The organism is Burkholderia sp. Cy-637 (assembly GCF_011753175.1).
GTDB classification, from domain to species: domain Bacteria; phylum Pseudomonadota; class Gammaproteobacteria; order Burkholderiales; family Burkholderiaceae; genus Burkholderia; species Burkholderia gladioli.
Genome location: NZ_VWWC01000009.1, coordinates 1 through 12,926, shown reverse-complemented (window position 1 = coordinate 12,926; position 12,926 = coordinate 1). Strand labels below are relative to the sequence as shown.

The window sequence follows — 12,926 nt, the reverse complement described above, 5'->3', positions numbered from 1 at the left end:
TCCCCAAGGAGTTCATCAGCATGTCGAAGCAGATCAGGATCACCGCCGACGGCGCGTCGTTCGACGCCACCGTCGCCCTGCCGGAAGCGGGCCGCGGCCCCGTCGTCGTGCTGCTGCAGGAAATCTTCGGCGTGAACGCCGAGATGCGCGAGGTGGCCGAGCTGTACGCGGCCGAAGGTTACGTGGTGGTCGCGCCGGACCTGTTCCACCAGTTCGCGCCGAACATCGAACTCGGCTATGACGACGCCGGCCACGCCCAGGCCTTCGACTACTACGCGCGCTTCGATGTCGAGCGCGCCGTGCGCGACATCCGCGCGACCGTCGAGCTCGCGCGGACCATGCCGGAATCGACCGGCCAGGTCGGCGCGCTCGGCTTCTGCCTGGGCGGCAAGCTGGCCTACCTGGCGGCGGCCGAATGCGGCGTCGATTGCGCGGTCGCCTATTACGGCGTCGGCATCGAGCAGTCGCTGGCGCTGGCATCGCGCATCACCTGCCCGATCACCCTGCATTTCGGCGAGACCGACCCGCTCAATCCGCCCGAGGCGCTGGCGGCGATCCGCGCAACGCTCGGCGGCATGCCGAACGTGCGGCTGCACGTCTATCCCGGCGCGGGCCACGCCTTCAGCCGCGGCGGCCCGACCTTCGTGAAGACCGCCGCGATGCCGGCCCACACGCGCAGCCTCGAGACCTTCCGCAAGACGATGGGCCCCGACTACGATCTCGGCGCGCTAGCGGACCGTCACTTCGAGCTGGAATTCGCCGCGCGCGACCCGGAAGCGACGATGCGCACGATGGTGCCCGAGCCTTACGTGAACCACGTCCCGACCATGACCGGCGGCACCGGCTACCAGCAGCTGAAGCGCTTCTACACGCATCACTTCATCCACGACAATCCGGCCGACATGCGCATGACGCCGATCTCGCGCGTGATCGGCGTGGATCGGATGGTCGACGAATTCATCCTCGGCTTCACGCACGATCGCGAGATCGACTGGCTGCTGCCGGGCGTGGCGCCGACCGGCAAGCGCGTCGAGATCCCCATGCTGGTGGTGGTCGCGTTCCGCGGCCCGAAGCTCTACAACGAGCACATCTACTGGGACCAGGCCAGCGTGCTCGCGCAGATCGGCCTGCTCGACCCCACCGGGCTGCCCGTCACGGGCGTGGAAGCGGCGCGCAAGCTGCTCGACGAAACCCTGCCGTCGAACACCTTGATGGCGCGCTGGAAGGAAAGCGCGCCGCGCTGAACCGCGAGGCGAACGATCCGCTGTTCGCGCAGCCGCCCGCCACGAATCAGGAAAACGCACATGAACCTCACGCTCGCCCAACCGCGCCGCTACGATGCGCGGGGCATCGCCGTCGATCATTACCCCGCCGCCCTCGACGCGGCCGCCGCGTCCCGGCCCGTCATCCTGGTCCATGGCGGCTGCCAGGCCGCCTGGTGCTGGGCGCTTTACGCCCCGCTGCTCGCGCAGGCAGGCTTCGATGTGCACGCGCTGAACTGGCGCGGCCGCGGCGGCTCGGCGGCGCTCGAGACGGCGGATTTCGTCTCGATGTCGATCGCCGACGTGGTGGACGACATCCGCTGCGTGGCGCTCGGGATCGAGGCCGCGCCGATCCTCGTCGGCCACTCGATGGGCGGGCTCGCCGCCCAGCTTTATGCGGCGCGATATCCCGTGCAGGCCCTGGTGGCACTGACGCCGGTGGTGCCCTCGAACGTCGGTGCCGAGCCCGTCGCGCTGCCCATCGCGGACATGGCCACGCCCTGGGGACCGCCGCCGCTCGAAGCGACGCGCGAGCTGTTCTTCCAGGGGCTCACCGATGCCGAGTGCCGCCGCTACCAGGCGATGCTGGTGCCGGAATCGCCGCGGCGGGTTCGGGAGGCGACGCAATGGAGCCTGCCGATCGAGGTCGACCAGCTCAGCGCGCCCACGCTGGTGATATCCGGCGCGCTCGACATCCTCACGCCGCCCGCCACCGGCGCGGCGCTTGCCGGGCTGTATGGCTGCGAACACTGGCTGGAGCCGGCGCATGGCCACAACGTGCTGCTCGGCGAAGGCGCGGCCGGCATCGCCCGGCGGCTGATCGACTGGCTGCAAGACCGCGCCTGAACCGCTCGCCGATGCCCTCGCCAACGCGCTTCCGGATTCGGCCAAGGCTTGCGGCAATCGGCTAGCCCGCCGCGCGGGATTGATCGACGATCGCCGGGATCGCAGCCCCATTCCCTCGTCCCGACAGGAGTCCTCCCATGAACGCCACGCCCCTGGCCGCGCGCGAAGTCCGCGAAGGCAAGCTCTTCATCGACGGTCACTGGACCGCCGGTTCCGAACGCGAAGTCCGCCCCGATTTCAATCCCGCCACCGGCGAGCTCTTCGCGCAGGTCCACCAGGCCACGCGCGCCGACGCGATCCGCGCGATCGACGCCGCGCATCGCGCCAGGGACGACTGGGCGAACCTGCTGGTCGGCCGCCGCGCCGAGATCCTGCTGTCCTGCGCCGACGCGCTCGCCGCCATGGCCGACGAGGTGCGCGACGTGCTGATCGAGGAATCGGGCTCGACCTACCCGAAGGCGATGTTCGAGGTGATGAGCGGTATCGACCTGCTGCGCAGCGCGGCCGGCGACGCGCGCCACGTGTTCGGCGAAACCTTGCCGCTCAGCATGCCGGGCCAGCTCGGCATGACGATCCGCCGGCCGCTCGGCGTGATCGCCGGCATCGCGCCCTTCAACGCGCCGTTCTGGCTCGCCATGAAGAAGGTCGTGCTGGCGCTGGCGGCCGGCAATACCTTCGTGCTGAAGCCCTCGGAGGAAACGCCCGTCACCGGCCTGAAGATCGCCGAGCTGTTCGAGCGCGGCGGCCTGCCCGCCGGCGTGCTGAACGTGATCCCCGGCCCGGCCGCCGAGATCGGCGAGGTGCTGCTCTCCGATCCGCGCGTGCGCATGCTGACCTTCACCGGCTCGACGCGCGTCGGGCGCCACCTGGCGGTGGAAGCCGCCAAGCAGATGAAGAAGCTCACGCTGGAGCTGGGCGGCAAGAACCCGCTGATCGTGCTGCACGATGCCGATCTCGACTACGCGGTGCGCGCCGCCTGCTTCGGCATCTTCTTCCACCAGGGCCAGGTATGCATGGCGAACTCGCGGATCCTGGTGGAGGCGCCGATCTACGATGCCTTCGCGGAGCGCTTCGTCGAGCGGGCGTCGAGCTATGCGGTCGGCGATCCACGCGATCCGGCCACGGTGATCGGCCCGCTGATCCGCGGCTCGCAATGCGGGGTGATCGATGGGCAGATCGAGGACGCCGTGTCGAAAGGCGCGAGGCTGCTGCTCGGCGGCACGCATGAAGGCAATTTCTATCGGCCGACCGTGCTGGCGGACGTGACGGCGGGGATGCGCATCTACGACGAGGAGAGCTTCGGCCCGGTCACCTCGCTGATCCGCGTGGACAGCGCCGAGCACGCGCTGCAGGTCGCCAACGACACCTCGTATGGCCTGTCCTCGGGCGTGATCACCAACGATCTGCAGAAGGCCTTCGACCTCGCGCTGCGGCTGGAGGCGGGCATGGTCCATATCAACGACTGCACCGTGTCGGACGAGGCGCATGTGCCGTTCGGCGGCACCAAGATGAGCGGCGTCGGCCGCGAGGGCGGCCGTTATTCGATGGAGGAGATGACCGAGCTGAAGTGGATCACGATCCAGATGGGGCAGCGGCAGTTTCCGCTGTGAGCGAAGGCGGGTTCGTCGGGGCTGGCCGACGAACCCACCTTGGCGGCAAGCCCCATCACGCCGGCTTCCGGCCTCGCCGTTCCCGCCTCGAATCCCCTCGCCCCCTCCGATCCTCCCCTCAATTTCCTTCTTGACGACATATCTTTCGATATATATCTTTCGATACATCTTTAGACATGTACGAAGGAGAACACGATGCGTCGTTCCCATCATCACGGCCGTTTCCGCGACGGCTTCGAAGGCGGCTGGTGGCAAGGCCCGGGCTGCGACCAGGATGCCGAGCGCCACGCGCGCGGCCATGAGCATGGCGATTTCCGCCGTCACGGCCTGGCCAGGTTGTGGGCCATGGCCGGCGGCCGGCGCGGCGGCGGCCGCCACGGTTTCGGCGGCTTTCCGGAAGGCTTCGGCGGCCCGGGCGGCCCCGGTGGCTTTGGCGGCTTCGACGATCCGCGCATGCCGCGTGGCCGCCAGTTCAATTCCGACGACCTGCAACTGATGCTGCTCTCGCTGCTGGCCGCCCAGCCGAGCCACGGCTACGAGCTGATCAAGGCGCTCGACACGCGCTCGCAAGGCTTCTACGTGCCGAGCCCCGGCATGGTCTACCCGGCACTGACCTACCTGGAAGAAGTCGGCTACGTGACCGTCGAGGTCGACGGCAACCGCAAGCGCTACGCGCTCGCCGAAGCCGGCCGCGAGCATCTCGAAGCCCAGCGCGAGCGTGTCGAACTGCTGTTCGCGAAGCTCGAGCACCTCGGCCGCAAGATGGAATTCATGCGCCGCGCCTTCGCGGGCCAGGGCCAGGGCGAAGCCGGCGAGGACACGCCGGAAGGCGGCTGGCTGCCCGAGTACGTCGAGGCACGCCTGGCGCTGAAACACCTGCTGTTCCGCAAGAGCTCGGTCAGCCCGGACGAGCAGCGCCGCATCGCCACGATCCTGCGCCGCACGATGGCCGAGATCGAGGGCAAGCCCGAAGCCGCGCCGAACGCCGCGCCCGACGCCTGAAGCGCGTCCACCCAACCCGGAGAATCGATTGATGCAGAATCCGACCGAACGCGCCGTGACGCGCGTGCGCCATACGCTGAAACGCCGCGAACTGACCGTCAGCCGCATCACGCGCGTGACGCCCCATCTGCTGCGCGTGACGCTCACGGGCGAGGATCTCGACGACTTCGTCAGCGCCTCGTTCGACGATCACGTGAAGGTGTTCTTCCCCGCGCCCGGCGAAACCGAAGCACCCAGGCCGGTACTGGGCCCGAACGGGCTCGAGCTGCCGGAAGGCGCGCCCAGGCCGATCATGCGCGATTTCACGCCGCGCCGTTACGATCGCGAGGCGCGCGAGCTCGACCTCGAGTTCGTGCTGCACCACCCAGGCCCGGCCTCGCAGTGGGCCGAGCAGGCCGCCGTGGGCCAGACGCTGGCGATCGGTGGCCCGCGCGGATCCTTCGTGGTCCCGACCGATTTCGACTGGCACCTGCTGATCGGCGACGATACGGCGCTGCCCGCCATCGCGCGCCGCCTGGGCGAACTGCCGGCCGGCACGCGCGCGGCGGTGGTGGTGGAAGTCGCCGATGCCTCGGCGCACATCGAGTTCGAGTCGCGGGCCGAGGTCTACACGATCTGGCGATATCGCGACGACCCGGCTGCCGCCGGTGCCGAAGCGGGCGCGCAGTTCGTCGAGGCCCTGAGCGAGCTGCCGCTGCCGAATGGCGACGGTTATGTCTGGGCGGCCGGCGAGGCGGCGGCGATGCGCGCGGTGCGCCGGCATCTGTGCGACACGCGCGGCGTCCATAAGTCGCGCATCCGCGCCTCGGCCTACTGGAAACGCGGCGCCGAAGGCGTGCACGAATCGCTCGACGATTGAGCGGCGGAGGGCGCCGATCGAAGCGGCGCCGCTCGCTGTCGACGCGGAAAGCTTGTCAATTTTCGATAAGCGAAGCGCTTGCGGGCTTGCGTCCGCGCTTGGCAGTGCCATCGCGCGTGGTATATATCTGACTGAATGGCCCGCGGGGCGCCTGGCGTCCGGCGGGCCATTCGCCGGTCCGGCGGCGGGCAAGCAGCGAATGCCCGCGCGCGACGGCCGGCTCGACCGTCGCGATGCGGCGCAACACGGTCGCGACGATGCGGGAGACCACGCGCGGTCCGTCCCATGGACACGCGCTCATCGTTTCAGCGCACGACCATGAACGCCGACCACAATACGCACGCCACGCTCGCCCGATCGCTCCGGATCGTCGCCTACTGCACGCTCGCGGCCATCGCGGTCGCGCTGTTCGTCGCGATGTGCGCGATCCTGCGCGACAGCGCGATCGACCGCGAAGTGTCGCAGCGCGGCGCCACCGATACGCTCGAACTGCATGGCGGCACGGGCGCCTCGCCCGACGTCGCGCCCGATGCCACGGCCGGCAAGTCTCCTGGCTGATAATCGATCGCGTCGCGCGGCCTAGCGGCCGCGCAGATTCCCCACTACCACCATCCTCAGCGTCTCGCCGATGCGTTCGAGGCGTGCCACCAGCATGCCGCCGTAGCAGCGCACCAGCAGCGCGCCGGCGGTACCCGTGAACACCCCGCCGAGCATGTCGAGCGGCCAGTGCACGCCCGCATAGACACGTCCCCAGGCCACCAGCAGCGCGTCGATCGCCATCGCGATGCCGAGCGCGCGCGTGCTGCGCGACAGCCACAGCGCGCTCGCCACGCTCCAGACGAAGGTCATGTGATTGCTCGGGAACGAGCCGTCCGCCGCATGCGGGATCAGCTGCGTGCCGAGGCCGATCGCGAACGGCCGCGGCGAATACCACACGCTGGAGATGAGTTGCGCGAGCAGCAGCGCGACGCAGGCGGCGAGACCTGCCGCGATGGCCTGCCGGCGCACCGGCCGCGTGCCGGCGAACCAGACCGCCAGCAGCAGCGCCGGCACGATGAATACCAACCAGACGGCGGCGAATATCGCCAGATTGGCAACCGCGGGTTGGGGATGGGAGCCGGCATTGAGCGCCGCGAACGCGGCGAGATTGAGATTGAGATTGAGCATCGGGGACGAGCGGGACGAGACGCGATCGGCGGGGATCGCGCAGCGCCGACATTACGAAGGATTGACGTCGGGACCGCCAATGAAAGCGGATTGAAACGCCTTGCTGCGGCGCGGCACTTTGATGGTGGTGCGGCGCAAAAGTTCAATGCCGGTATCGATGCGATCTTCGATGCAAGCCGCGGCGCGATCCCGTATTCTCTCACCCTGAATCCCGAAAACACTCACCCAGGATGCTCACACGAGCGTCATCGGAGCGCGGGAAGATGCGGATTCGCCGCCGTCATTAGGTCGATTTCGCGCATCGATTTCACGATTTCTGAAGTTCAGGCTACGAATTAAGCAATAAACTCTTCCGCTTGCGGCAGCGCACAATCGATCTGCAACAGCATTAGGATATCGGCACTCTTCCCTCAGCAGCGATCAACAAGGAGTCCGCATGAACCCGAGTCAAGTCCTGTCGAATGCGTTCGCGATGCCGCTCACGAGTCCCGCGTTTCCGATGGGACCGTACCGCTTCATCAATCGTGAGTTCCTGATCATCACGTACCGCACCGACATGGACCGCTTGCGCGAGATCGTGCCGGAGCCGCTGAAGGTCACCCAGCCGCTGGTTCACTACGAGTTCATCCGCATGCCGGACTCCACCGGCTTCGGCGACTACACGGAAAGCGGGCAGGTGATTCCGGTCGAGTTCGAAGGCCAGCCGGGCGGCTACACGCTCGCCATGTATCTCAACGACCACCCGCCGATCGCCGGCGGTCGCGAGCTGTGGGGCTTCCCGAAGAAGCTCGCGCAGCCCACGCTCGAAACGCATACCGACACGCTGCTGGGCACGCTCGACTACGGCCCGGTGCGCGTGGCCACCGGCACCATGGGCTACAAGCACAAGGACCTCGACCTGGTCGAGCAGCAGCAGCGCCTGGCCGGCGCGAACTACCTGCTGAAGATCATTCCGCACGTCGACGGCAGCCCGCGCATCTGCGAGCTGGTGCGCTACTACCTGCAGGACATCAAGATGAAGGGCGCCTGGACTGGCCCGGCCTCGCTGCACCTGGCGCCGCACGCGCTGGCGCCGGTGGCCGACCTGCCGGTGCTCGAGATCGTCGAGGCGCGCCACCTGATAGCCGACCTCACGCTCGGCCTCGGCGAAGTCGTCTACGATTACCTCGCGAAGTAAGACCTCGCCTCACCTGAACGCATCCACCAACAACACGGGAAATCGATCATGAGCAATCTGACTGGCAAGACCGCTGTCGTCACCGGCGCCGCGAGCGGCATCGGCAAGGAAATCGCGCTGGAACTGGCCAAGGCGGGCGCCGCCGTGGCGATCGCCGACCTGAACCAGGACGGCGCGAACGCCGTGGCCGAGCAGATCAAGGCGGCCGGCGGCAAGGCGATCGGCGTGGCGATGGACGTCACCAACGAGGACGCCGTCAATGCCGGCATCGACAAGGTCGCCGCCGAGTTCGGCTCGGTCGACATCCTGGTCTCGAACGCGGGCATCCAGATCGTCAATCCGATCGAGAACTACTCGTTCTCGGACTGGAAGAAGATGCAGGCGATCCACGTCGACGGCGCCTTCCTGACCACCAAGGCCGCGCTCAAGCACATGTACAAGGACGATCGCGGCGGCGTGGTGATCTACATGGGCTCGGTGCACTCGCACGAGGCCTCGCCGCTGAAGTCGGCCTACGTGACGGCCAAGCACGGCCTGCTGGGCCTGGCGCGCGTGCTGGCCAAGGAAGGCGCGAAGCACAACGTGCGCTCGCACGTGGTTTGCCCGGGCTTCGTGCGCACGCCGCTGGTCGACAAGCAGATCCCCGAGCAGGCCAAGGAACTCGGCATCAGCGAAGAGGAAGTGATCAAGCACGTGATGCTGGGCAACACCGTCGACGGCGTGTTCACCACGGTGGAAGACGTCGCCAAGACGGTGCTGTTCCTGTCGGCCTTCCCGAGCGCCGCGCTCACGGGCCAGTCCTTCATCGTCAGCCACGGCTGGTTCATGCAATGAAGCCGCACGCCCGTACCGAGAAACAGGCGAGCGACCCCGACCTGCAAGCCGAGGCCGGCGCGCCGGCCGCGCGCGGGCTGCCGTACGAAACGATCGCGCTCGTGCTGCAAGGTGGCGGCGCGCTCGGCTCGTATCAGGCGGGCGTGTTCGAAGGGCTGCACGAGGCCGGCGTTCCGCTGAACTGGATCGCCGGCATCTCGATCGGCGCGCTGAACACCGCGCTGATCGCCGGCAACGCGCCTGAGCATCGCGTCGAGCGGCTGCGCGAATTCTGGAACACGATCTGCCAGCCCGCGTTCTTCCCGGCGCTGCCGACCGCGATCGAGTTCGCGCTGTTCAACAGCATCGAATCGGTGCGCCAGGCCTTCACCGCCTCGCAGGCGGCCAGCGCGATCCTGCAGGGGCAGCGCGGCTTCTTCGTGCCGCGCTTCCCGCCCCCGCTGCCCGGCGTGCGCGAGGAAACCGAGCGTGTCAGCTATTACGACACCTCGCCGCTGCGCAAGACGCTGCTCGAGTTCTGCGATTTCGATCGCATCAACTCGGGCGAGATCCGCGTGTCCGTCGGCGCGGTGAACGTCGCCACCGGCAACTTCACCTACTTCGACAACACCAAGATCACGCTGCGCCCCGAGCACTTCATGGCCTCGGGCGCGCTGCCGCCCGCCTTCCCGCCCGTCGAGATCGACGGCCAGTTCTACTGGGATGGCGGCGTGGTGTCGAACACGCCGCTGATGGAAGTGCTGCGCGCCTCGCCGCGCCGCGACACGCTCGCGTTCCAGGTCGATCTCTGGAATGCGCGCGGGCCGCTGCCGGCCACGCTGGCCGATGTCTCGGAGCGAACCAAGGACGTGCAGTATTCGAGCCGGACGCGTTTCGTGACCGACACGCTGCAGCGCGAGCAGCGCTTCCGCAACGTGCTGCGCCGCGTGCTGGAGCTGGTGCCCGAGGACGTCCGCAACAACGATCCCTGGTGCCAGCAGGCCGGCGTGCTGTCGACCGGCAAGCGCTACAACGTCCAGCACCTGATCTACCAGCAGAAGTCCTACGAGCACGACTACAAGGACTACCAGTTCGGCCTCTCGACGATGCGAGACCACTGGTCGGCCGGGCTCGCCGACATCCGCAACACGCTGGCGGTCAAGGACGCGCTCGCGCTGCCGACCAACGACTCCGGCTTCGTCACGCACGACATCCACCGGCCGCGGTGATGCCGTCCTCGCGCGGCCGGTGCCGTTCCGGCCGGTCGCGCGATGTCTTTCCTCCCTCCCGATCCCCGCTCCCTCATGCCGATCCTGATCGTCCTGTTCGTGCTCGCCGCGCTCGTCTGGGGCGCGATTGCCGCATTCCATGCGCTCGCCGCGCAGTTCGGCACGGGCGCCGCGATCGCCGCCGCCGTGGTGGCGGCCGCGTTACTGGCGTTCGCCGTCTCGGCGTGGCTGCGCAGCCGACGCGAGATCGCGCCGAATACCAGGGAAGGCGGCTGGACGCATGTGATGCGGCAGGGAACGGCTTCGCTGCAACTGTCGTCGACGCAGGGGCTGCTGTGGATGTCGCTGGATGGCGTGGAAGGGCGTTATACGCTGACCGATATCGTCGATTGCCAGGCGCGGCAGGTCGGCGGGCAATGGTGCCTGGTCGTGACGGTGCGCGACGCGCGGCAACCCGAATGGCAATTGCCGATGGCCGGCCAGCGCGAGGCGCGGCGCTGGGCGCGCGTGGTGACGCTGGCGCGGGCGGGAAGCTTGTGAGCTTGGGCGGCGCGCCGCAAGCTCAAGCCGAGCGCCCATAGAGATCGCCCAGCCATTGTCGGCAGATCGCCTGCATCTCGCGCGGCACCAGCAGACGATCGACGGGAATGCGCGCCGCCGCGCGAAGCTCGTCGGTCACTTCGCCAAACAAAGCCTCGATTCCCTCGACGATCTCGGCTCGTTCGCGTGCTGAAACATGATGGGCGACGTCATCTCGCCAAAGCACCGCGAGCCGGCTTGCACGATCGGCAAACAGCACGATGGCATCGTGAATGTAGAGGATGTCCTGGGCGAGCTTGCGCTGCCGCCGCCGCTCGTCGCGGATCAGGATTTTCTGCGCGATGAAGCTCACGGGATTCGGAATGCGCAAGCCATGGAGCGGAACCGGGAGCCCGGCCGTGCCGGCCGCGATGGATACCCGCCACGGCAAGGCCATCAGCAGGCTGAAACGGCGCAACTTCTGCGCGCTGATGCCGGAAGCATCGAGGGTGACGCTGGGCGCACCCTGGCGGGTGCGGCCGCTCCCCGACAGGGTGGTGAGGAATTCGGCGTAGAAGCCGTGCCGCTCGTCGCCCAGGGTGTATTTCGCGACCGGCGGCCGATACTCGCCGCATAGCTGTTCTCGAAATCCCGCCGCGAGCAGCGCGTCTTTCATGCTGCCCTGGAACCGGGTGTGTTCGTCGAAGGCGATATCGGCGTCGAGCGTCGCGATCGGCCTGAACCGAGGGTCGGCCGTCGCGAGCGGATGCAGGCGATAAAGCCGATGCGCCCATCCGCCGACATAGACGATCTGGTCGCGCCAGGGTGCAAGCGCCGCGGCCAGCCGGGCAAAGGGTTCGAGGTCGTTCACGAGGTATCTCCGACGAGGTCGCGAAGTACCGTATTCTCGATGTGAAGCGACTGCTCCGTCCCGCGCGAAGGATACGACACAGTGTCGAGCCAGACCTGGATCACATCGGCGACGACCAGGCCCTGCCGGCGCACGCTGCCTCGCAACAGCGAATTGGGCGCCGAGGCCTGCTTGAGTATCACGAGGCGCTCGGCATCCGCCGATGCAGGCGCCAGCCCGGGCCAGTTTGCCGCCTGCTCGAGATCACGCACGTAAAGATAGGGCGGAACGCCGTGGACATGCCCGACGCCGAGCGCGTCGGCGGCCCCGAACAAGCCTACGCAGCCCTCGTGCTCGCCCAGCCAGCCGGCGATGCGCGCACGCGGATCGCCCGGCATCACGAAACGCATGCGGGCCTCGGGCGTGGTGGATCGGTAATAGGATTTCCAGCGCTCGGCCAGCTCGCGGCGCCTGACGACGCGCAGCTCGCCGCCCTCGTCGAGGAAACCCTGCTCGTGCATCGCGGCGACGAAGCGCGATGCCGTCATCACCGAGACGTCGGCCGCTTTCGCCAGCTCGCTGATCGTGCGATAGCCGGCTCGCGGCGCCGTCAGCATCGCGGCGGGCACCTGGGGAGCGAACAGCACCTTGAGCAGCCACTGGTTCAAGTCGGAAAACAGGTTGGCGCCCCCGCGAATTCGCGCGCTGGCCAGCCGCCGCGGCGTCGATATGGGCTGGTCCGTCGACATCGGCTCCAGGCCCGCGCCGCGAAAATACCGCGTGCCGCCCGGCGAGGCGACGCCAACCGCCACGTCGGCCGCGTAATTCGCGCAGAACTCGCCGATCCGGCGCAGCAGGGCACCCTGCAGTTCGCGCACCCAGATCAGCGCGAGCGGGCGCGCGCGGCCATGCGCACGCGCATAGGCCTGGGCCTGCAGGATCGCTTGCGCGAGCAAGGCGATGACGCGATCCGCGCGGCTTTCCGAGGCAGCCTTGACGTCAGCGACATACGACACCTTGCCCTTCCTGAGCAGCAGGTCGGGCTGGTAGCGCAAAGCCTGCGCGGGTGCCGCCACGACCTCCCAGCCCGCCGCGCGAAACAGCGCGGCGAAGGCGTGATCGGTGGATTGCTCGGATTCGATAATCATCATGCCCCCTTTCTAACACGGCCATGTTATTTACCATGGCCGTGTTAGTTAACGTGGCCATGTTAAATCAGGGAATCCCGTCAGGACAAATTCGGTGCCCATGCGTTTGCGACCGGGCAAGATTCGCTGCATCGGCCAGGCTCGAAAGCAACATGGCCGGCACCAAGGTGCCGGCCATGCGTGACGCCGTTCGCCGACTGAATGCCGGCGGCACGAATATCGAGACTTACTGCGCGCCGAGCTTCTTGATCAGCACATCCAGCTCGGCCAGTTCGGCTTCGTTCAGGTCCGTCAGCGGGGCGCGCACCGGGCCCGCGTCGTGGCCGACCAGCTTGGCGCCGGCCTTCACGATGCTGACCGCGTAACCCGCGCGGCGGTTGCGGATCTTCAGGTAGGGCAGGAAGAACTCGTCGATCAGCTTGCCGACGGTGGCGTGATCGTCGG

15 protein-coding genes and 1 pseudogene are annotated in these 12,926 nt (G+C 67.9%); 11 read left to right on the top strand and 5 right to left on the bottom strand.

All coding sequences use genetic code 11. The features are described from left to right. The first annotated feature begins 20 nt into the window (after positions 1-20). From F3J10_RS04575 to F3J10_RS04555, 5 genes are all read left to right on the top strand, one after another. Entirely contained in the window at positions 21-1,244 is a 1,224-nt protein-coding gene (locus F3J10_RS04575; protein WP_167241267.1) for a dienelactone hydrolase family protein, read from the top strand. 60 nt (positions 1,245-1,304) lie between these two features. Then, the gene (locus tag F3J10_RS04570) at positions 1,305-2,108 is read left to right on the top strand and encodes an alpha/beta hydrolase (RefSeq protein WP_167241265.1); all 804 of its coding nucleotides are present in this window, start codon (positions 1,305-1,307) and stop codon (positions 2,106-2,108) included. Between the two features lie 137 nt (positions 2,109-2,245). Continuing rightward, entirely contained in the window at positions 2,246-3,718 is a 1,473-nt protein-coding gene (locus tag F3J10_RS04565) for an aldehyde dehydrogenase family protein (protein WP_167241263.1), read from the top strand. Between the two features lie 345 nt (positions 3,719-4,063). Continuing rightward, on the top strand, positions 4,064-4,720 hold the full coding sequence (locus F3J10_RS04560) for a PadR family transcriptional regulator (RefSeq protein ID WP_167241355.1): 657 nt from the start codon (positions 4,064-4,066) through the stop codon (positions 4,718-4,720). A gap of 31 nt (positions 4,721-4,751) precedes the next feature. Beyond that, positions 4,752-5,579 carry a siderophore-interacting protein gene (locus F3J10_RS04555; RefSeq protein WP_166912759.1) on the top strand — a complete coding sequence of 276 codons (828 nt, stop codon included), beginning with the start codon at positions 4,752-4,754 and terminating at the stop codon, positions 5,577-5,579. Positions 5,580-5,634: 55 nt separating this feature from the next. Here F3J10_RS04555 and F3J10_RS04550 read toward each other — a convergent pair whose 3' ends face one another. Further along, entirely contained in the window at positions 5,635-5,850 is a 216-nt protein-coding gene (locus F3J10_RS04550; protein ID WP_167233701.1) for a hypothetical protein, read from the bottom strand. Between the two features lie 47 nt (positions 5,851-5,897). Between F3J10_RS04550 and F3J10_RS04545 the strand changes: the two genes are divergently transcribed. Beyond that, a complete protein-coding gene (locus F3J10_RS04545; RefSeq protein WP_025099768.1) occupies positions 5,898-6,137 on the top strand; it encodes a hypothetical protein in 240 nt (79 codons plus the stop codon). Positions 6,138-6,158: 21 nt separating this feature from the next. Here the strand turns inward: F3J10_RS04545 and F3J10_RS04540 are convergent, their stop codons facing one another. After that, entirely contained in the window at positions 6,159-6,746 is a 588-nt protein-coding gene (locus F3J10_RS04540) for an undecaprenyl-diphosphatase (RefSeq protein ID WP_167241261.1), read from the bottom strand. 90 nt (positions 6,747-6,836) lie between these two features. Between F3J10_RS04540 and F3J10_RS04535 the strand changes: the two genes are divergently transcribed. The 5 genes from F3J10_RS04535 to F3J10_RS04515 all read left to right on the top strand — a co-directional run bounded on the left by F3J10_RS04535 (position 6,837) and on the right by F3J10_RS04515 (position 10,505). Next, positions 6,837-7,085, top strand: a complete 249-nt coding sequence (locus F3J10_RS04535) for a hypothetical protein (protein ID WP_167241259.1) — start codon at positions 6,837-6,839, stop codon at positions 7,083-7,085. Positions 7,086-7,182: 97 nt separating this feature from the next. Further along, a complete protein-coding gene (locus tag F3J10_RS04530; RefSeq protein WP_167241258.1) occupies positions 7,183-7,923 on the top strand; it encodes an acetoacetate decarboxylase in 741 nt (246 codons plus the stop codon). A 48-nt stretch (positions 7,924-7,971) separates the two neighbouring features. Continuing rightward, positions 7,972-8,757, top strand: coding sequence for a 3-hydroxybutyrate dehydrogenase (locus tag F3J10_RS04525; RefSeq protein ID WP_046581158.1), 786 nt, complete (start codon positions 7,972-7,974; stop codon positions 8,755-8,757). After that, positions 8,754-9,965 carry a patatin-like phospholipase family protein gene (locus F3J10_RS04520; protein ID WP_025100792.1) on the top strand — a complete coding sequence of 404 codons (1,212 nt, stop codon included), beginning with the start codon at positions 8,754-8,756 and terminating at the stop codon, positions 9,963-9,965. Before F3J10_RS04525 ends, F3J10_RS04520 begins: the two co-directional genes overlap by 4 nt. Positions 9,966-10,040: 75 nt before the next feature. After that, positions 10,041-10,505: a hypothetical protein gene (locus F3J10_RS04515; RefSeq protein ID WP_167241257.1), complete on the top strand. Its 465-nt coding sequence runs from the start codon at positions 10,041-10,043 to the stop codon at positions 10,503-10,505. 22 nt (positions 10,506-10,527) lie between these two features. On the opposite strand, the gene F3J10_RS04510 is transcribed toward F3J10_RS04515, so the two are convergent. The 3 genes and pseudogenes from F3J10_RS04510 to F3J10_RS04500 form a co-directional block, all read right to left on the bottom strand. Then, a complete protein-coding gene (locus F3J10_RS04510; protein ID WP_036055175.1) occupies positions 10,528-11,355 on the bottom strand; it encodes a GSU2403 family nucleotidyltransferase fold protein in 828 nt (275 codons plus the stop codon). Further along, positions 11,352-12,485, bottom strand: coding sequence for an RpiR family transcriptional regulator (locus F3J10_RS04505; RefSeq protein WP_167241256.1), 1,134 nt, complete (start codon positions 12,483-12,485; stop codon positions 11,352-11,354). The genes F3J10_RS04510 and F3J10_RS04505 overlap by 4 nt, the downstream gene beginning before the upstream one ends. A gap of 223 nt (positions 12,486-12,708) precedes the next feature. Next, positions 12,709-12,926: pseudogene (locus F3J10_RS04500) on the bottom strand (5-dehydro-4-deoxyglucarate dehydratase); the annotation flags it as partial.